Origin of the sequence: Vibrio sp. vnigr-6D03 (assembly GCF_002835515.1) — a bacterium.
Lineage (GTDB): Bacteria > Pseudomonadota > Gammaproteobacteria > Enterobacterales > Vibrionaceae > Vibrio > Vibrio penaeicida.
Genome location: NZ_PIZL01000026.1, coordinates 119,265 through 137,855, shown reverse-complemented (window position 1 = coordinate 137,855; position 18,591 = coordinate 119,265). Strand labels below are relative to the sequence as shown.

Annotated in this window: 18 protein-coding genes and 1 pseudogene; 12 read left to right on the top strand and 7 right to left on the bottom strand. The window is 45.4% G+C overall.

Annotated features, from left to right (window positions below):
* Window positions 1-36: 36 nt before the first annotated feature.
* From CW749_RS21215 to CW749_RS21185, 7 genes are all read left to right on the top strand, one after another.
* Complete coding sequence (locus tag CW749_RS21215; protein WP_101114382.1) at window positions 37-588, top strand: TRAP transporter small permease subunit; 552 nt, start codon at window positions 37-39, stop codon at window positions 586-588.
* Entirely contained in the window at window positions 581-1,903 is a 1,323-nt protein-coding gene (locus CW749_RS21210; RefSeq protein ID WP_101114381.1) for a TRAP transporter large permease subunit, read from the top strand. Before CW749_RS21215 ends, CW749_RS21210 begins: the two co-directional genes overlap by 8 nt.
* A 94-nt stretch (window positions 1,904-1,997) precedes the next feature.
* Window positions 1,998-2,504, top strand: coding sequence for a gluconokinase (locus CW749_RS21205; RefSeq protein WP_101114380.1), 507 nt, complete (start codon window positions 1,998-2,000; stop codon window positions 2,502-2,504).
* Entirely contained in the window at window positions 2,504-4,015 is a 1,512-nt protein-coding gene (gene gndA, locus CW749_RS21200; RefSeq protein WP_101114379.1) for an NADP-dependent phosphogluconate dehydrogenase, read from the top strand. The genes CW749_RS21205 and gndA overlap by 1 nt, the downstream gene beginning before the upstream one ends.
* Window positions 4,016-4,111: 96 nt before the next feature.
* Window positions 4,112-5,122, top strand: a complete 1,011-nt coding sequence (gntR, locus tag CW749_RS21195; protein ID WP_101114378.1) for a gluconate operon transcriptional repressor GntR — start codon at window positions 4,112-4,114, stop codon at window positions 5,120-5,122.
* Between the two features lie 214 nt (window positions 5,123-5,336).
* Window positions 5,337-6,113, top strand: a complete 777-nt coding sequence (locus CW749_RS21190) for a UDP-2,3-diacylglucosamine diphosphatase (protein ID WP_101114377.1) — start codon at window positions 5,337-5,339, stop codon at window positions 6,111-6,113.
* 75 nt (window positions 6,114-6,188) lie between these two features.
* Window positions 6,189-7,451 carry a sigma-70 family RNA polymerase sigma factor gene (locus CW749_RS21185; RefSeq protein WP_101114376.1) on the top strand — a complete coding sequence of 421 codons (1,263 nt, stop codon included), beginning with the start codon at window positions 6,189-6,191 and terminating at the stop codon, window positions 7,449-7,451.
* A 77-nt stretch (window positions 7,452-7,528) separates the two neighbouring features.
* On the opposite strand, the gene CW749_RS21180 is transcribed toward CW749_RS21185, so the two are convergent.
* The gene (locus CW749_RS21180; protein WP_101114375.1) at window positions 7,529-7,882 is read right to left on the bottom strand and encodes a YciI family protein; all 354 of its coding nucleotides are present in this window, start codon (window positions 7,880-7,882) and stop codon (window positions 7,529-7,531) included.
* 235 nt (window positions 7,883-8,117) lie between these two features.
* On the opposite strand from CW749_RS21180, the gene CW749_RS21175 reads away from it, so the two are divergent.
* The 5 genes and pseudogenes from CW749_RS21175 (at window position 8,118) to CW749_RS28445 (ending at window position 12,802) form a co-directional block, all read left to right on the top strand.
* On the top strand, window positions 8,118-9,815 hold the full coding sequence (locus CW749_RS21175; protein WP_101114374.1) for an RluA family pseudouridine synthase: 1,698 nt from the start codon (window positions 8,118-8,120) through the stop codon (window positions 9,813-9,815).
* Between the two features lie 163 nt (window positions 9,816-9,978).
* Window positions 9,979-10,674: a CDP-alcohol phosphatidyltransferase family protein gene (locus CW749_RS21170; RefSeq protein ID WP_101114373.1), complete on the top strand. Its 696-nt coding sequence runs from the start codon at window positions 9,979-9,981 to the stop codon at window positions 10,672-10,674.
* A gap of 1 nt (window position 10,675) precedes the next feature.
* Window positions 10,676-11,608: a phosphatidate cytidylyltransferase gene (locus tag CW749_RS21165; protein WP_101114372.1), complete on the top strand. Its 933-nt coding sequence runs from the start codon at window positions 10,676-10,678 to the stop codon at window positions 11,606-11,608.
* 12 nt (window positions 11,609-11,620) lie between these two features.
* Window positions 11,621-12,259 (top strand): annotated as a pseudogene (locus CW749_RS28450) (lysophospholipid acyltransferase family protein); the annotation flags it as partial.
* Between the two features lie 30 nt (window positions 12,260-12,289).
* On the top strand, window positions 12,290-12,802 hold the full coding sequence (locus tag CW749_RS28445) for a GNAT family protein (RefSeq protein ID WP_101114472.1): 513 nt from the start codon (window positions 12,290-12,292) through the stop codon (window positions 12,800-12,802).
* 71 nt (window positions 12,803-12,873) lie between these two features.
* Here the strand turns inward: CW749_RS28445 and CW749_RS21150 are convergent, their stop codons facing one another.
* From CW749_RS21150 to fba, 6 genes are all read right to left on the bottom strand, one after another.
* On the bottom strand, window positions 12,874-13,866 hold the full coding sequence (locus tag CW749_RS21150) for an ABC transporter permease (protein WP_201797025.1): 993 nt from the start codon (window positions 13,864-13,866) through the stop codon (window positions 12,874-12,876).
* Between the two features lie 41 nt (window positions 13,867-13,907).
* Window positions 13,908-14,657 (bottom strand): ATP-binding cassette domain-containing protein, encoded by a 750-nt coding sequence (locus CW749_RS21145; protein ID WP_101114370.1) that lies wholly within the window; start codon window positions 14,655-14,657, stop codon window positions 13,908-13,910.
* The gene (locus CW749_RS21140; RefSeq protein ID WP_180958466.1) at window positions 14,658-15,311 is read right to left on the bottom strand and encodes an AAA family ATPase; all 654 of its coding nucleotides are present in this window, start codon (window positions 15,309-15,311) and stop codon (window positions 14,658-14,660) included.
* Window positions 15,308-16,168, bottom strand: a complete 861-nt coding sequence (locus CW749_RS21135; protein WP_180958465.1) for a PfkB family carbohydrate kinase — start codon at window positions 16,166-16,168, stop codon at window positions 15,308-15,310. The genes CW749_RS21140 and CW749_RS21135 overlap by 4 nt, the downstream gene beginning before the upstream one ends.
* A gap of 97 nt (window positions 16,169-16,265) precedes the next feature.
* Entirely contained in the window at window positions 16,266-17,348 is a 1,083-nt protein-coding gene (locus CW749_RS21130; protein ID WP_201797024.1) for a substrate-binding domain-containing protein, read from the bottom strand.
* A 148-nt stretch (window positions 17,349-17,496) separates the two neighbouring features.
* Window positions 17,497-18,555 carry a class II fructose-bisphosphate aldolase gene (gene fba, locus CW749_RS21125; RefSeq protein WP_101114367.1) on the bottom strand — a complete coding sequence of 353 codons (1,059 nt, stop codon included), beginning with the start codon at window positions 18,553-18,555 and terminating at the stop codon, window positions 17,497-17,499.
* Window positions 18,556-18,591: the final 36 nt, after the last annotated feature.

The following is an 18,591-nucleotide window of genomic DNA, read 5'->3' as shown; positions in this document are numbered from 1 at the left end:
AGTGCAGCTGCCAGAATCTCAAGGATAAATAGTTGTATGAAACATTCTTCTACCGACACTCAAAGTGACGACGCCCCTAAAAATGCGCTTGATCGATTTATTGTGAAACTCGGTAATTTACTTAGCCTTTTGTTCATCTTTACCGTCGCTATTTCATTTTATGAAGTGTTGATGCGTTATGTATTTAACGCTCCGACAACATGGGTACACGAGACGGCATCTTTTATTGGTGGTTCACTATTTGTGATAGGTGGTTTGTACGCGTTCGCACTGGATAAACATGTTCGAGTCGTTCTTATTTATGATCATGTTTCGTCCAAAACCCGAAAGTATTTAAACCTTGTCCACCATATTGTTGGATTAACGTTTGCCGCGATGATGGCTTACGCAGCCTACATAATGGCGGCAGAAGCTTGGTTTACGCCATGGGGTGAATTTCGTTTGGAAACTTCAGGTTCATCTTTGAATCCCCCTTACCCTGCCTTGCTGAAAGGAACAATTTTTGTTGCGCTGAGCGTACTGACTTTGCAATTTTTACTTCACTTGATTGCCGAAATTCGCAACCTAAGGAAGAAAACGGATGTTTGATTTATCTTCAATAGGCATTGGCTGGAGCAGCCTACTCATGCTTGCGTTAATGATCGGCTTGTTGCTCACTGGTATGCAGCTTGCGTTTGTTACCGGCTTTGTTGCATTGTTTTTCACCCTTGGCTGGTTTGGCGTAGATGCACTGCCTTTAGTTACGAGCAGAATGTACGGCTTCGTCGATGGCTACATCTTCCTTGCCGTCCCGATGTTTGTGTTAATGGCGGCATTGCTTGATCGCTCGGGCATTGCCAGAGATCTCTTTGATGCCATGAAATCCGTTGGGCGCAAAGTTCGCGGTGGTGTTGCGGTTCAAACATTATTTGTAGCCGTTCTGTTGGCATCTATGTCGGGCGTTATTGGCGGTGAAACTGTCCTTCTTGGCATCCTCGCGCTACCTCAAATGCTGCGCCTAGGTTACGATCGGAAACTCGCAATCGGCACAACCTGTGCTGGTGGTGCACTGGGCACGATGTTGCCTCCTAGTATCGTCCTTATCATTTACGGTTTAACTGCTAGCGTATCAATTGGAGACTTATTTAAAGCGTCTTTTCTGCCCGCATTCATGCTCGCAACGTTTTACATTCTGTATGTGTTAATTAGATGCAAACTCAACCCCAGCCTAGCTCCATTGCCTAGCGAGGAAGAGCTTGCACAAGACCAAGCAGAGTCGCCCAACTATTTTAAAGCGCTCTTCTTTCCATTGTTGTCTGTTGCTACTGTACTGGGCAGTATTTACACGGGTGTCGCTTCAGTTACAGAAGCCTCTGCTCTTGGTGTTGTTGGTATTATGCTGAGCGCTGTCATTCGAAAAGAAATGAACATGACAATGCTTAAAGAAAGTGCCATCGCAACAATGCGAACCTGTGGCATGATCATGTGGATCGGCATCGGCGCATCTGCCCTCGTTGGTGTTTATAACTTGATGGGTGGTATTGATTTCGTAGAAGAAACCATTTTATCACTCAGTGGCGGTAGCCCAACGGCAACACTCATCATCATGATGGTCATTTTGTTGGTTCTTGGCATGTTTCTCGACTGGGTTGGCGTCGCGCTGCTTACCATGCCAATCTTCGTTCCCATTATTATAAGCCTTGGTTACGACCCAATTTGGTTTGGCGTGGTCTTCTGTCTGAATATGCAAGTGTCGTTTCTTTCTCCACCCTTCGGTCCTGCTGCGTTTTATCTTAAGTCGGTGGCACCAAAAGACATTAGCTTGGGAGAAATATTCACCTCCCTATTGCCCTTTATTGCTCTGCAAATACTCGCGCTGATTCTAGTGATTGTATTTCCTCAATTGGCGTTGTGGTGGCAGTAGCAATTTGATTTTAGGTAAGGTTGCCCTTTGGGTTGATCTAGTAAAGATTTTTACGTGCTGGCGACATCGGTCAGCACAAAGGAAATAGTGCTCCATGAATAATAAGAAAATTTTGGTAATGGGTGTTTCTGGTTGTGGTAAGAGCCTTATTGGAAGCAAGCTCGCCCTAGCGCTCAAGTATCCGTTTTTCGATGGCGACGATTACCATTCCGCCCAAAATATCGAAAAAATGCAGCAAGGTGTTCCGCTTTCTGATCAAGACAGGTTGGGTTGGCTGCATAGGCTGAATTCGCTGTTTATAGATAACGACCGAATTGTGATTGCATGCTCTGCACTCAAGCCAGAATACCGCGACATATTGAGAGAAAATGCTCAAGACATCACCATTGTCTACCTAAAAGGCAATTTCGACACTATATGGTCTCGACACCGTTCTCGCCCTAATCACTACTTTAACGGCAAACAAATGCTAGAAAGCCAGTTCAACACACTGGTTGAACCTTTACCATCTGAAGCCATTACGGTCGATGTTACTGCCAACGTTGAAGACGTTCTCGCCTCTGCTCTGTGCAGTATCCGAGCTATGGAGAATCAAGCGTAATGGGTGAAATCAAAACGGTGTCCGTTGTCGGTTTAGGTGTTATGGGAAAAAGCCTTGCGCTGAACCTGTTAGAGAATGATTACTCGGTCATTGGATTCGATCTTAATACCAACTTAGTTCAGCGCGCTCATAGCGAAGCCGAGAACCTAGCGACCTCTGCAAAGTTTTTTCCGGCGTCGGCAATGTCAGCGATCATTTCAGGTGCGCAGAGCCCGAGAATCGTTATCTTATCGGTTCCCGCTGGTGATGTGGTTGATCACGCTATCGAAGATTTGTTAGAAGCAGGGCTATCTGAACACGATATTGTTATCGACACTGGGAACAGTTTGTGGACCGATTCGATTAGCCGAGAAGACAAATACAATGGGCGAGTTCGATTTTTCACAACGGCTGTTTCTGGTGGAGAAATGGGTGCTCGATTTGGTCCCTCACTAATGCCAAGCGGGAATGTTGAAGACTGGAAAAAGGTACAACCGATACTTGAAGCCATTTCTGCCAAATATAGTGACCCTGTAACCTATATTAACACAACGTCTAACCCTTGCTGCGCATACATTGGTCCTGCTGGTTCTGGGCACTACGTCAAAATGGTACATAACGGCATCGAATACGCTGATATGCAGCTTATCTGCGAAGCGTACCATTTGCTGCGTGATGCTTTGGATTTAAACGCGAGCGAAATTGCTAAAGTGTTTGCACGTTGGAATCAAGGTGTTTTAAGCAGCTATCTTTTAGAAGTAAGTGCAGAGGTTTTACGACACCAAGATGACAAAAGCGGTAAACCTTTTGTTGATATCGTTCTCGATAAAGCGGAGCAAAAAGGAACAGGGCTTTGGACTGCGTTAAACAGCCTTCAAGTTGGCTGCCCTGCACCTTCTTTAACCGAAGCCGTTTATGCTCGCACACTTAGTGCCCAAAAAGCGCTTCGTCAGTCCATCTCGCAGTCCGCACCTAAAATTCTTAGTCAACCTTCCGCTCATGAAAGCTGTTCTGCAAACCGTGAAACGTTCATCAATAACCTTCACGACGCCATGTACTGCGCAAAAATCAGTATCTACGCTCAGGGTTTTGATTTGATGCGCGTGACGGCTTTAGAACAAAACTGGGATCTTAACTTTACCGAGATTGCTCAAATTTGGCGCGCTGGCTGTATTATTCGAGCGGACTTGTTAAACCCAATCGCTGCTGCATTTGCTGAGGGAGGGCATGATCAATCTAAGCTGGAACACCTGTTCTTAAATCGCTCAATACACAAGGTTTTACAAGACAATCAAGAAGGTTGGCGAAAATCCGTGATGAGTGCTGTTTCATTAGGGGTGCCCATTCCGGTGATCGCATCTTGTTTAAACTATTTCGATTCACTTCAATGCGATACGTTACCAGCAAATTTGCTGCAAGCTCAGCGTGACTACTTTGGCTCCCATGGTTATTCACGCACCGATGAAGCCGAGGATAAGAAATATCACACCACGTGGCACAGCCACTCTAAAGAAGAAGTCCGAATCTCCTAAAACATTTCTTTCTATCACCGATATTTCTCACATAATTTGCGATTATTCGCTGCTTTTTTAGGATGCTTTCCATAGAATGTTACCAGTAACAATTCTATGGAAAGCCGTATAGTGAAGAAAAAGCGCCCTACACTACAAGATGTCGCCGACCTCGTTGGTGTGACTAAGATGACGGTGAGCCGTTGCCTTCGTGACCCTTCACAGGTATCCGAAAAATTGAGTGTGAAAATTCAAAAAGCCGTTGAAGATTTGGGGTACATCCCTAACCGGGCTCCTGACATTCTGTCTAACGCGAAGAGCAAAGCCATTGGCGTCCTCGTGCCTTCATTAACCAACCAAGTCTTTGCAGAAGTGATTCGAGGCATCGAGCAAGTTACCGCACCTGCTGGCTACCAGACCATGATTGCTCACTATGGCTACAGTTCCGATATCGAAGAGAAGAACATTGCGTCCCTTCTGTCGTACAATGTGGATGCCATGATCTTGTCGGAAAGTGTCCACACTCCAAGGGCAAAAAAGATGCTTGAAGTAGCTGCTATTCCTGTAATCGAAATCATGGACAGCACCTCTGAACCACTTCACCAAGCCGTCGGATTCGATAACCACGCCGCTGCAAAATCAATGACCGAAGCCATGATCCAATCTGGCAGAAAAAACATCGCTTACTTTGCCGCGCGTATGGATTTGCGTACTCGATTAAAAATGGCTGGCTATCGCGAAGCCATGACCAACGCAGGGCTTACCCCTCTCGAACTGCAAACAGAAAGCGCGTCTTCTTTTACGTTAGGTGCCGAATTGCTCCAGAAGGCCATTGCAGATAACCCAGATATTGATGGCATATTTTGCACTAACGATGACTTAGCCATTGGCGCATTTTACGAATGCCTTCGATTGGGCATGCGTGTGCCGGAACAAATGGGCATTGCTGGATTCCACGGACACGATATAAGCCAAGTCATGACGCCAAGATTAGCCACTGTCATTACCCCACGTGAAGAAATTGGCGTGACCGCCGCAACAGAACTGCTAAAACGACTTAATGGTGAACCCATTACTGGTGACGTTATTGACCTGAAATACTCGGTGGATATGGGTGAGAGTTTGTAGAGTCGTAAGATAAGTAAGGTTCGAGGTTTTAAATAAACAGCATGAAAATAGATAAGGAGCCGAAGCTCCTTTTATCTCTATCGCTATTCCCAATACCCAGTTCTTCGATATAAATCGACATTTAAACAAAGCATCATCAATCATTAACTAGACTGTCATTTGCACCTCCTAAGTTATTACCTAGAAACGTTGTAACGACTTCAAGCAGGTTAATATGAAGCAAAAACTTGATGTAAGAAGCATGTTTATCTCAGACCTACATTTAGGGTTTAAAGATTGCAAAGCGGATTACCTCCTCGACCTCCTTCGAAATTGCCAAACCGATACCCTCTACCTTGTTGGTGACATTATTGACCTTCAATCCCTTCGAAAACGTATGTTTTGGCCTTCCAGCCACCATAGAGTGATCCATCGGCTCATTAAGCTTCAACAAAGTGGGACTCGTGTTGTCTATATTCCAGGCAATCATGATGCCGCGATGAGGCGTTACTTAAAGCAGTTTTTCGCAGGTGTCGAAATATTGCCTTACGCTGAATACGTGACATTAACTGGAAAACGTTACTTGGTTTGTCATGGCGATCAATTTGATTCAGAGGTGTGCCTTGGTAAATGGCAAGCGACTTTAGGCGACGTGCTTTATGATCTGTTGCTGTTTATCAATCGCTGGTACAACACATTTCGAACCATGGGTGGCATGGAGTATTTCTCTCTTTCCAATTACATCAAAAAGAAGATACCAAAAGCCAATCAAGCCATTGCACGTTATCAGCAAGCAGGTTTGAACTACGCCGAAAAGAATGGGTACAACGGCATTATATGTGGTCATATCCACTACCCTGAAATCGCCTACCGTGGCGACATGACATACATTAACGACGGCGATTGGATTGAGAACTGCACGGTATTTGTAGAACATCACGATGCCAGCATGGAGCTGATCTACTGGACAAAGCAACAAGCTAGCGTTTCCAAAATACCAAAAGCAGCGTAGAACGGGTCTCATTCATGGCACTAAGGCTCTGATAAACTAGACTAATAGTTAATCTAATATGCTTGAGCTTAGAGAATGAACGTAGAGAGCACCCTATCCTCACTTTATCGCGCTGAGTCGCCCAAGATACTGGCTTCCTTGATCCGTATCTTCGGCAATCACAATATCGATCTTGCAGAAGATATGATGCACGAAGCGTTCAATACGGCACTTCTTAAATGGCACGAAAAAGGGCTGCCAGATAACCCGAAAGCTTGGCTCATTCAAACCGCTCGGAATCGCGCCATTGACGTTATTCGATCTCAAAAGAATAAGCTCAAGCTTTCAGAGCAGCTTTCTGATTTACTTGAAAGCGAATGGACCATGAGCCACTCGGTAGATGAGTCATTTAACGAACCATACATTCGTGATGAACAACTACGAATGATCTTTCTCTGCTGCACCACTGACATTAAGCCACAAAATCAAATTCCATTTATATTAAAAGCGCTCTGTGGCTTTAATAACCGTTCTATAGCCAGCGCTTTGTTGTTGCCTGAAGAAACCGTAAAAAAACGCTTACTCAGAACCAAACAGCAGCTAAAAGCTTTACCGGATCAACTGCCCAATGAAGAAGACTATCAACGGGTTATTGAACGCGTTCATACTGTTCTTTATTTGTTGTTTAACGAAGGTTTTCATTGCTCCGACCATAAATCAGCGATTCGCAAAGAACTGTGTCAGGACGCTATTGCACTGATGAAGTTGGTGATAGAGCACCCTACACTTCCTAATAAAGAAACCCTTTCACTGTTTGCGCTGATGCATTTTCACATTGCGCGGATAGATACGCGGCTAGATGATCACGATGCTCTGATCCCTTTAAACCTACAAAATCGTCAACTATGGAACACTAAGTACATAGACGCAGGCTGCAAAATGCTATCCATCGCTAAAGCAGCTCAAACCTCTTCGGAAGGGCGCTTTTTTCTAGAAGCGGCGATAGCCGAGAAACATTGCACCAGCCAGACATTTGAGGATACGTGCTGGAAGGATATTGTTGACCTTTACAAATCCTTGGTCGAACAAACCGATTCAGATGTGGCGAGGCTAAATTTAGCGGTTGCCCTTGGATACGCAGGTTTTTCCGAGCAAGCCATTGCAGTAGTGACAAAACTTGGGAGTTCCCCCCTCCTATCCAAAACACATATGTTAGACGCCACCATGGCGCACTTACATGCAATGACAGGTGATGAAGAAAAAGCCTTCGCGTACGCAAAAGCATCGGGTGAAAAAGGCGGCACACCTCATGAGCAAAAATTGATGCACCAACAACTCACTCACCTTTTACGCGGTTAACTTAATTCACAAAAACAGCCTAGGTTGGCAGTTAACCTAGGCTGCTGTTCGATATAAGAGCTCAATGAGACAGCTCTTTATCCACCCATTTCCATGATTTCTCGCACTTCGACCGAGCAACCAGGGTGATTGAAAATCGGACACGTCTTGGTGATTTCAACCGCTTCATCAAAGCTTTCCGCTTTCACAATAGAGTAACCCGAAACCAGTTCTTTAAACTCACTCGCTGCGATGTCGGTGACAACGCCTGCTGAATCAACGCGTTTTCCACCATAGTTAAGCGGGTCTCCCCCTTCGACTAACTGACCTTTTGCACCGAGGTTTTCCATCCAATCAGTCCATGCCTGCATAGCGGTTTCCATTTCTGCTGGTGTCGTATTTTGTGCCCACTCTGGATCGCCACCTACGTAAATCAACATGTAATTGCTCATTCTTTTTCTCCTTGTTAAAAAACTTGTTGTTTGAACTAACTCATAAGAATTGCTGGTTAGTTACACCCTAGACGAATCGCATCTCTAAACAGGGACACTTTTTTCAAACTATTTTTATCTTTTTAAAAAGGTCCAACTTTTCATAAGGTTAAATTGATAACAATTTCGGACATGACTTTTTAACCTAAATCCGTAAAATTCACCGCTCCCTTACTACTTGAGTATATAAGCCAATATGTCGAAGGCGCCGCGTTGTTTCACTTCTTTTGAATCGTCTACCGAGGCTTACTCGCTTCCAGAGCGTTTTACGTTTCCGTTTTACTACCAGCCTCACCCGCTTTGCGTGTTGGCCGCGGAACAGTTGCAACGACACCTGCAAACTCAAAGCGAATGGCAACATAACTTTGGTTTAGAAGGAGATGAAGCCCCCGGAAAAGGGAAAATGTTTGGTGTGCTTCTGGTGGAAACAGAGCAGTCGGAGATCGGCTTTCTTTCTGCCTTTTCTGGCAAAATTGCGGATCAAAATCTATTACCGGGGTTTGTACCTCCGGTATTCGATATGCTCTCTGAAGACAGCTTCTACCAAGATGAATTGGAAGAAGTCACGCTGATCAATAGTCAAGTAACAGAACTAAAGTCGAACCCAGAGATTGCTTCACTTAACGTGTCCATCAGCGTATTACAACGCCAGCGAGATGAGGAAATAGAAGCGCATCGCCAACTCATGATTGCAGGTAGAGCGAGTAGAAAAGTACAGCGACAAGAAGCAGAGTTAGCCGCCTCAGAAAAAACGTTAGATCAAAGTGCATTTTCCTTATTGATCGAAGAACTCGGCAAACAAAGCGTTGCAGAGAAGAACAAACAAAAGTACTTGAAGCTGGAATGGCAACAGCGCATCGACCAAGTGCAAGCGAAACTCGATGGCTTCACCCTTCAGCTTGAATCTCTGATGGAAAAACGCAAAGTGTTGTCTGCCAAGTTGCAAAACAAACTGTTCGACCAGTACCGATTTTTGAACCAATCCGGAGACATGAAATCGCTGCTGGACATCTTTGCCGCAACCAGTAACCCAATACCACCAGCTGGCTCCGGTGAATGTGCTGCTCCTAAACTCTTGCACTACGCGTTTGCCCATGGCTTAAAGCCGCTCGCTATGGCGGAATTTTGGTGGGGCGTATCGCCTAAATCTGAAGTGCGTCAGCACAAAAAATATTACCCTGCGTGCCAGAACAAATGCCATCCCATTCTAGGGCATATGCTGCAAGGCATGGAATTAGACGATAACCCATTACTTGAAAACCCAGCAGAAGGTAAAGATATCGATATTCTCTATCAAGACGAAGCCATCGTTGTGGTGCACAAACCAGCTGAATTTCTTTCCGTACCTGGGCGCTTTATTCAAGATTCGGTTTACCATAGGCTTCAACAGCAATTCCCTGACGTAGAAGGACCTTTTGTTATCCATAGGCTGGATATGTCGACCTCGGGTATTTTGGTGTTTGCCCTCACCAGACGCGCCAATAAGAGCCTTCAAAAGCAGTTTATTACACGCCACGTGCAAAAACGCTATGTCGCCATGATTGAAGGCGAGCTTACTTCTCCGACTGGCGATATTCACCTGCCGCTTAGAGGTGATCCGGATGACAGGCCAAGACAACTTGTGTGCTACGAACACGGAAAACCAGCAGAAACGAAATGGGAAGTGGTTTCGGTAACATCAGGCAAAACCAAAGTGCGGCTTTTCCCCAAAACAGGCAGGACCCATCAATTAAGAGTGCATTGTGCCCACCACCTTGGCTTGGGTATGCCCATTGTTGGCGACGATTTGTATGGCACAAAAGCCAACCGATTACACCTGCATGCAGAGTGGCTGTCGTTTGATCACCCGTACACGAAAGAGCCGATGACATTTCAAGTCGATGCCGATTTTTGATTCTGTAAAAAAACAGATCCTATTGATTTAAAGGAATGGCATTCTCAACTTTGTAAAAAATTAGGTATTTGAGATCAAGGCGCTACTTGATTGTGCAATGAAGTGATTATAATCCCCTTCACTCTAGGGTCTGTAGACCCAATTCTATTGCAGGGAAGGTCAAGTGTCGTCAAACCAAGAAGTTGAAGGTCGTCGCCCATTGAAGGTACGCCAAGCCGGATTCAGTAAAAAAATTGCCGCTTGGTTAGCTGGGAAATCCATTACTCCGAACCAAATCTCCATAGCCAGTGTCGTGTTTTCCGCATTATCCGCCATCTGCTTAAGTACCTACCCGTTCGCTTACGAATATGCAGCAGCCGGTAGTGTATTCATCCCAAACACTTTGCTTGTTCTAACCGCTCTGTTTATTCAGTGCCGACTGCTTTGTAATTTGTTTGATGGCATGGTTGCGGTAGAAGGTGGGAAAAGTACACCTTATGGTGAACTGTTTAATGACATTCCAGACCGCGTCGCCGATTCCTTTATCTTTATCGCACTTGGATTCCACCTAAGTGCCTTTTTTCCTTATGCTATGCATTTAGGCTGGGCAGCGGCGTTACTGGCTGTCTTTACTGCTTACGTTCGAACACTCGCCACCAGTATTGGCAGCAAAAGTGATTTTCGCGGACCAATGGCAAAACAGCACCGCATGGCGTTAGTGACTCTGGCTTCAATCGCGACGATCTGGGAGCACCTTTGGTTCCCACAAGGCAGCATTCTACTCGCCACACTCATTGTGATTGTTTTAGGCTGTGTGATTACCATTGTCAGACGAGCACGCGCGGCTTATGTTTTCTTAGAATCAGGTACAGAGAGCTAATATGTTCGGAGTTCCGCAATATTCGTTTTATGTCATGGTTCTGGTTTTGGCATTATTGTGCTTGGGCAGTGCCGTATGTTGGTTCAAAAAGCTCAAACATCCAGAAAAAGATTACACCGAACTGAGCCAAAGGATCACTTCTTGGTGGTGGATCATAGGCTTGGTCTTTTTCGTTTTAATACTCAGCAAAAACGCCGCCATCGCCTTTTTTGGGTTTGTGAGCTTTCTTGCCTTGAAAGAGTTCCTTTCCATCATCCCTACCCGTCTAACCGACAGACGCGTCATTTTGTGGGCGTACATTGCGATTCCACTGCAATACTTATGGGTCGGGTACGAATGGTATGGGATGTTCCTCATCTTTATTCCCGTCTACGTCTTTTTGTTCTTACCGATGCGCATGGTGTTACTGGGCGAAACCAAAGGGTTTATCCATTCTGCGGGCGTGCTCCACTGGGCAATGATGTTAACGGTGCTGTGTATCAGCCACATCGCTTACTTGTTGGTACTGCCGGTTAAGAATGTCGACGCTGGTCATATTGGTCCGATTCTGTTTTTGCTGTTTATGACGCAGTTAAATGACGTATCGCAATACGTTTGGGGTAAGTCGTTTGGCAAAAGAAAAATTGTGCCAAAAGTCAGCCCAAATAAAACATGGGAAGGGTTCATTGGTGGGGTTGCAACCATTTCATTAATGAGTGCCGCTATCGCCCCTTTCCTTACCCCGTTCTCCCATGCACAAGGCTTATTAGCCGGCGCATTGATTGCGTTTTCGGGTTTTGTTGGCGATCTGGTTATCTCCTCGGTAAAACGCGATCTACAGATCAAAGACAGTGGCACCCTTATTCCAGGACACGGCGGTATTCTTGATAGGCTAGATAGCCTTACCTTTACCTCGCCGCTCTTTTTCCATTTACTCTATTACTTGCACTATTAAGAGGGCACACACATGAGTCGATTCGTTAAAGTGCTCTTTTTTGCCTTGGTCGTGAAGCCCTTTGTTCTCATTGTGATCGGGCTAAACGTACGTGGGCGTGATAATTTCCCTAAAACCGAAGGCTGTGTGGTTATCGCCAATCACAACAGTCATCTCGATACGCTCGTATTGATGAGCCTATTCCCTCTCAATCGAATACATAAGATTCGCCCAGTCGCAGCCGCCGACTACTTTTTAGAGCAAGGCGGATTCAAAGCTTGGTTTGCCAGTGTATGTATCGGAATTTTAGCGTTAGATAGAAAAGGTAATACCGATAAAAATGCCCTTTTTGATGAATGCCATAAAGCACTCGACAATGGCGACACCTTAATTCTTTTTCCTGAAGGCAGCCGCGGAAGCCCTGAAGAATTCAGTGAATTGAAGAAAGGTATATACTATTTGGTTGAGCAACATACCCATATAAAGGTGATACCGGTTTTGATGCACGGGCTCGGAAAAGCCATGCCGAAAGGCAGTAAAATCCCTGTTCCATTTAACTGCGATTGCATTATTGGAGAAGCTTTACCTACCAGTCATTCTGCAGATGAGTTTCTTGATTATGTCATTGTGTCTTTCACCGACCTTTCTGAGCATTGCTTAACTCGCGACAAATCCAAAGATCTTGAATTCAATCAGCCGGACATCAAGCTCAACACCGAAAGGTTAACCATTCGTCGAATCAAGCTTGCTGATAAACAAGATGTATCGCACTACGTCACCAACCCAGACGTTGCGCGCTACCTTCCTGAAGGTGCATTGGACGCACAAAAAATGGATGAATGGCTAGAACAAGAAGTCAATGGCACGCCCACAACCTATGCGGTTGAATTAAAAGGAAGTGGTAAGGTGGTCGGGCACATGATCTTTCACCCATGTTTTAACGAATACACCTTTGAGATTGGCTGGGTTATCCATTGCGACCACCAACGAAACGGATACGCCTTTGAAGCTGCTCAAGCGCTGATCGACTATGGGTTTTCTAAAGGGAACGTACACAGAGTGATTGCAACGTGTCAGCCACAGAATACCTCCTCGTATCGATTAATGGAGAAACTGGGCATGCGACGCGAAGGCCACTTTAAAGAGTGTGTTCACCGAGAAGACGGCGAGTGGTGGGATGAATACCTGTATGCGATTTTAAAAACAGAACGTTAATCTTAAAAAATTTGAGGCGGCTGTTAAAGCCGCCTTATATTCATTTTGGCTTGGTTTACTTAACACTCGGTTTACTTAACAATACCAATCTTCTTACGATCCAATGAAATAGCAATTGCGACGATCAATAGTGCACCACGAGCCACCTCGCTCCACGAAGGAGGCACACCCGCAATGGTCAGCCCATTTGAAACGACCGTAAGTATGAGAGCGCCAATGATTGTTTTAACAACGCTGCCATGCCCTCCTGTTAACAGTGTTCCGCCCAAAGCAACCGCAGCAATGGCATCGAGCTCCATCATCATTCCTGCTTGGGGTGTTGCAGCACCAGAACGCGCTAGGTTAATAACCGCTGCAAGACCTACCATGAAACCGGCTGCCGCAAAGACTTTGACTTTCACGACATTAACGGAGACACCAGCCAAAGATAACACTTCCTCATTCCCCCCCAATGCCTTGAGTTGCTGACCAAACGCCGTTTTACGATAAAAAATCCACATCAATACCGCGATAACCGCCGACACAATGAAAATCGTAGGATATTGCCCTAGCTCTAATAGCCACGGAGCAAAGACCGAACGAATGCCACTGCTACCCTGAACCTCATTTTCAGTAATGTAGATTGAACTTCCATCTGAAATAATGATCAGAAGCGCTCGCAATATAATCAACATGGCTAACGTCGTCACAAAAGACGGAATTTTGAGCACAGAAATGATCAACCCATTGATAGCACCTATAAACATACCAGCCACAACACCAAGGACTAAACCAACGTCACCGAAGTACATCATGCCCATTGCACCAATAAAGGCACTGAAACCAAGGCTCGAACCGACAGAAATGTCGATTGAACCCGTCGTTACAATAATCAATTGAGCAAACGCCAATAGCATTAACACGGGTAACTGCTGCGCAATAAACGTCCAGTTCCGTTCAGAAAGAAATCGATCACCACTGATGATTCCAAACAGTAAAATGACCAAAACAATGGAGATAAAAGGGACATTTGAACGCAGCAGCTCCATTCTCGCTGCATTCCTTTTGGATACATCTACGCTCATGTTTCGTGATCTCCTAATAACTTAAGCATTCCTAACTCCTTTTACTCCCCAACGGTTATTGCTTTAATCAACCGTTCTAGAGTTATCTCCGATTTATCGAACTCTTTAGACGTCACCCCATGATGAGTCACGATAATTCGGTCTGCTAAACGAAGAACTTGGTCTAAATTGTGGCTAATCAAGATCACTGCTGTTCCATTGTCTCTCACTTGCTCAATGAGCCGCTCGACCTCTTCCGTCTCATTGGGACCTAACGCCGCTGTCGGCTCATCAAGAATGATGATGTCTTTTCCCCATGCGATAGCGCGCCCTATTGCAATACTTTGTTGTTGCCCGCCTGACATCTCTGATATCGGTTGAGTCAGGCTTTGAACCGTTGTCACGTTAAGCATTTCCAACGCTTCACGTGTTTTCTCTTTCATTGCCTCTTCATCGACAAACAAGCCAAACTTGGTTGGGATTCTTCCTAAAAACATGTTGTAGGGGGCGCTCATATTCGGCACTAATGCCAAATCTTGATACACCACCTCAATGCCTAACTCGCGCATTTTTTTCACGGAATGCTCCGCTCTTGGCACGGGTACGCCCTTAATTGATATCGTTCCTGCGTCCGGGGTATGAACACCCGAAATCATTTTAATCAGTGTTGATTTACCTGCCCCATTTGCCCCGACAACAGCAAGAACTTCGCCAGTGTTTAAGGAAAAAGATCCGTCCCGAAAGGCATGCACACCACCAAAGGATTTCGCTACGTGCGATACTTCTAATATCGGTTTACTGGTTGAATCCATTCATTTGTCTCCTTGTTGAACGAGCACTTTCCCTAAAGGGTCTATCACTATATCAGCGGCGGATGAGCTGGATGAGATAAGTGAAGCGTTAGGTAGGTCCGTTTTATTTACTTTGTTTTGCGCTTCTTGCTCACTCTTACCGCCTACTAAGTGGCGCTCGATTAATCTCTTTTTCAATATGTCTCTTGGAACTTCAATAAAAATTTTCAAATCGAGTGCATCGCGAATGCGTCGCCACTCACCTTCATTAAAAAAGATATAGTTACCTTCCACGATAAAAACGCGTGTTTCCCTACGGATTTCAACGCCTTCTTTTATCGGGTTGTGCAGTTCTCGGCTATACGTCGGCCAGTAAAACGGTTTTTCTTCACTTCGCAGCCGGTCAATATCTTTTTTCATGCTTTGAGCATCAAAGGTATCGATTCGTCCTTTATGTTTCGTTAGCTGTTTCTCATGCAGTTGCTGATTCGTGAAGTGATAGCCGTCCATGGGGCAGTATTGTGCACTTATCGCATGCTCATGATTTAGCTGGTCCACCAACGCCAACGCTAACGTAGACTTTCCCGCTCCAGGTGCGCCACTAATGCCAACTAGGATGACATCCCTACTTCTTTTCGCTTGTTCACAGATGGTTCGGATAATCGCATGGTTCATTTCATCCAGCTCCTTGTCCCCATCTGAGTACATGCTCTCGCAGCAATCACCTTTGCTTGCTCTAGCGCGTTTAGAAAGTCGTGATTTTCTGCATAGAAATAGCAAAATGCCCCGTGAAAAATGTCGCCTGCACCCAGCGTGTCTACCGCATCAACATTGCAAGCGGGTAACTCATGGATCTTGCCATCACAAGAACACCTAACGCCTTTTTGCCCTAATGTCACCGCCCAATTTTCAAACCCACTTCTATGGCTATCTGAAGCGCTAAATGCGTTCAAATACGACTCCACACCCAATGGCTTAAACTTTTCAGAAACAATCGGGATATCCGCTAAGTTGAGAAAAAACTCGCTCCACGGTTTCTCACTGCCGCCATCTAAAACAATAGGACAACCTAACCCTTTTATTTCTTCTTGATACTTTTCAACAAAGTGACGTTCATATTGGTCGATCAACACCAAATCAAATTGCTGTTCAAATACAGATAATTTATGGCTGACATCCCTACACTCTTCTTGCGCGGCATTCACCACAAGCCTTGCCGCATCATCAGCAGATGAAATAATGGAAGAAACCGGAATTTGATAAGTCTCTTCTTCACAAACATCGATGTACTTAACCTTATGTTCTTTGAGGTCGGCTTCCACAATCTCTTTCGCTGCACAATCTCGACCTAGCGAAGTCAACAGTGTCACATTCGCCCCTAACCAAGAGCACGTTACCGCCGCATTCAACGCAGATCCGCCAGCTCCCATGAAATTACTGATTGCTTTTGCTTTTGAATCTGGCTTAGGGAAAGACGATACCAAGCTGATCACGTCGAGGGTGGAACGGCCAATAAATAAAACGTTACTCAATTCGATTCCTCCGAGTGTCGTTTTAGTCTTCATAGGAGAAGGCGTGATGCCTTCATCCCATGAAACGACTGACTAAAACTACAGACTTGAACTCTAGTTACTTAACAAATTGCTCCCAACTTTTTGAGAAGCTGTCGATAAATCCTGGGAGATTTGCATCAGGGTTATAAACCCTTGATAAGCTGCGAATGTCCTCAGGGCTTAAAATACAGCCATTGAGTAATCCGTTTGAGTAAGTATCTACGTTGGCTTTTGTTACCGGAATCAGGCTGAAAAGTGGTTGTGTATCTTCAACAGGGAATCCGTGAAGGTAATCGTACAGTTGGATTAATCCAAACCCACCGACCATCCAGTGGCCTCCAATACTGAACTCAAGACGATCATTTTTGATGTGTTGAGCCACTTGTTCATCTATATCGGTTGTAATCACCGAGACGTCCGTTCGTTTCGCTTGTTCGATTGCGAATTGACTACCGAGACCGGCAACCGCACCAAGCACAATGATGGCGTCTAACTCACCTTCTTGAAAACGCGCTAAATACTGCTCGGCGTACTTAATGCCGTTTTCACGGGTAAGTCGATCCCATGATTCCGCAATCACTTCTACATCCGAATGATTTTCAAATACACTTTCGGCGCCTTTCCAAATTTCCTCAGCCGACGTTACGCCTTTTTGGTTCCAAATCATGGCAACTTTTTTATGACCAGCGATCACCGCGGCTTGTGCAATGGCTTCACCCCATGTGGTGTTATTTTGAGTCACTTGCCCAATAAAGTACTTCCCATTCGGGTAATCTCTATCGTAGTCACTGACAACCAAACGCCCTACAGCAACGCCAGGGGTTTTATTTCGCTCGAGTAATCGTGCGACTTGCAGACCTGCGGGGGATGTCAATGGGTTGAATACAACACCGTCTGGTTGCGAAGCGATAATCGACTCAGCTTGGCTAATGTGCTTTTCTTCTGAGTTTTGGTCATCGAATTCGTTTAGTTTCACTCCCAGCGCATCCGCGACGCATCGCTCGAATCGATGGCGATTGATCACCCAAGGATTGGTTTCAGGTTGTCCTAAATCTGCAATTTGTAATCCCTTTTTGGGTTCTACCGCAAAGCTAGGTAATGACAATGTTGATGAAATAGCAGCGACGACTGCCATGTTCAGTAACGTTCCTTTTTTCATGTCCTCGTTCCTTCTACTTATCGATGCTTAGGCATCCAATAAACTTGGTGGATGATTACCACCCATTTTCAAGCATTCATGAGTACAACGGTTAAACACAAATGCGAGTTCTCTGATGTTATCTGGCTGTTAACTAATCAATAGATAACTAGCGAGAAAGGTCGCCATGCGCATATCGGCTCGCCATGTCATCCAGTGAAATTGGCGTAATATTTGAACCATGCCCCGCGCACCCAAAACGTTCAAAACGGTTGAGGCAAAGGGTCGTTAATTCTTCCATGGCTGCCAGCAAGAATTTTCTGGGGTCAAACTCTAGTGGTTCTTGCATCGCGAGTTTTCTAAACCGACCCGACATTGCCATACGGCAATCGGTATCGATGTTTATCTTACGCACACCTAGTTTGATCCCACGCTCAATCTCCTCTACCGGCACCCCATAGGTTTGGGGCATTTCTCCACCAAATTCGTTAATGAGATCCTGTAGATATTGTGGTACGGACGACGCGCCATGCATCACTAAATGTGTGTTGGGGAGCTTTTTATGAATGGCTTCAATCACATTCATCGCGAGAATTTCACCATCGGGCTTACGGCTGAATTTGTAAGCTCCGTGGCTGGTACCACAAGCAATGGCAAGCGCATCGACCTGCGTTTTTCCAACAAAATCCACCGCTTGGTCAGGATCCGTCAGAAGTTGGCTTAACTCCAGTTTTCCTACTGCCCCAGCGCCGTCTTCTGCCTCTGCTTCGCCAGTTTCTAGCGAGCCAATACAACCCAGTTCACCTTCAACAGAAGCCCCAACCCAGTGTGCCATTTGGGAAACGCGTTGGGTGATATCAACGTTGTACTGGTATTCACTAGGAGTCGAAGCATCGCGCTCAAGTGACCCATCCATCATGACGGATGTAAACCCATGTCGAATGGCAGACAAGCATGTTTCCTCACTGTTGCCGTGATCCTGATGAAGCACGATGGGTGTTTTGGGAAACATTTCTGACAAGGCGGTCACCATTTTGTAAAGCATGATGTCACCTGCATAGCTTTTTCGAGCATTGATACTGGCTTGTAAAATCACACCAGAGTCGCATTTCGCTGCCGCTCTCACTATCGCCAGCCCTTGCTCCATGTTGCTGATATTAAATGCGGGCACGCCATAATCGTGTTCTGCTGCGTGGTCCAAGAGTTGTCTTAACGTCACTATAGCCATAATTTCCGTATATACCTTACATTTAATTGTTACCTG

Excerpts from the sequence above, each read along its gene's own strand:
- CW749_RS21215 (WP_101114382.1), top strand. The coding sequence starts at position 37 with ATGAAACATTCTTCTACCGACACTCAAAGTGACGACGCCCCTAAAAAT.
- CW749_RS21210 (WP_101114381.1), top strand. The coding sequence starts at position 581 with ATGTTTGATTTATCTTCAATAGGCATTGGCTGGAGCAGCCTACTCATG.
- CW749_RS21205 (WP_101114380.1), top strand. The coding sequence starts at position 1,998 with ATGAATAATAAGAAAATTTTGGTAATGGGTGTTTCTGGTTGTGGTAAG.
- gndA (WP_101114379.1), top strand. The coding sequence starts at position 2,504 with ATGGGTGAAATCAAAACGGTGTCCGTTGTCGGTTTAGGTGTTATGGGA.
- gntR (WP_101114378.1), top strand. The coding sequence starts at position 4,112 with ATGGAAAGCCGTATAGTGAAGAAAAAGCGCCCTACACTACAAGATGTC.
- CW749_RS21190 (WP_101114377.1), top strand. The coding sequence starts at position 5,337 with ATGAAGCAAAAACTTGATGTAAGAAGCATGTTTATCTCAGACCTACAT.
- CW749_RS21185 (WP_101114376.1), top strand. The coding sequence starts at position 6,189 with ATGAACGTAGAGAGCACCCTATCCTCACTTTATCGCGCTGAGTCGCCC.
- CW749_RS21180 (WP_101114375.1), bottom strand. The coding sequence starts at position 7,882 with ATGAGCAATTACATGTTGATTTACGTAGGTGGCGATCCAGAGTGGGCA.
- CW749_RS21175 (WP_101114374.1), top strand. The coding sequence starts at position 8,118 with ATGTCGAAGGCGCCGCGTTGTTTCACTTCTTTTGAATCGTCTACCGAG.
- CW749_RS21165 (WP_101114372.1), top strand. The coding sequence starts at position 10,676 with ATGTTCGGAGTTCCGCAATATTCGTTTTATGTCATGGTTCTGGTTTTG.
- CW749_RS21150 (WP_201797025.1), bottom strand. The coding sequence starts at position 13,866 with ATGAGCGTAGATGTATCCAAAAGGAATGCAGCGAGAATGGAGCTGCTG.
- CW749_RS21145 (WP_101114370.1), bottom strand. The coding sequence starts at position 14,657 with ATGGATTCAACCAGTAAACCGATATTAGAAGTATCGCACGTAGCGAAA.
- CW749_RS21140 (WP_180958466.1), bottom strand. The coding sequence starts at position 15,311 with ATGAACCATGCGATTATCCGAACCATCTGTGAACAAGCGAAAAGAAGT.
- CW749_RS21130 (WP_201797024.1), bottom strand. The coding sequence starts at position 17,348 with ATGAAAAAAGGAACGTTACTGAACATGGCAGTCGTCGCTGCTATTTCA.
- fba (WP_101114367.1), bottom strand. The coding sequence starts at position 18,555 with ATGGCTATAGTGACGTTAAGACAACTCTTGGACCACGCAGCAGAACAC.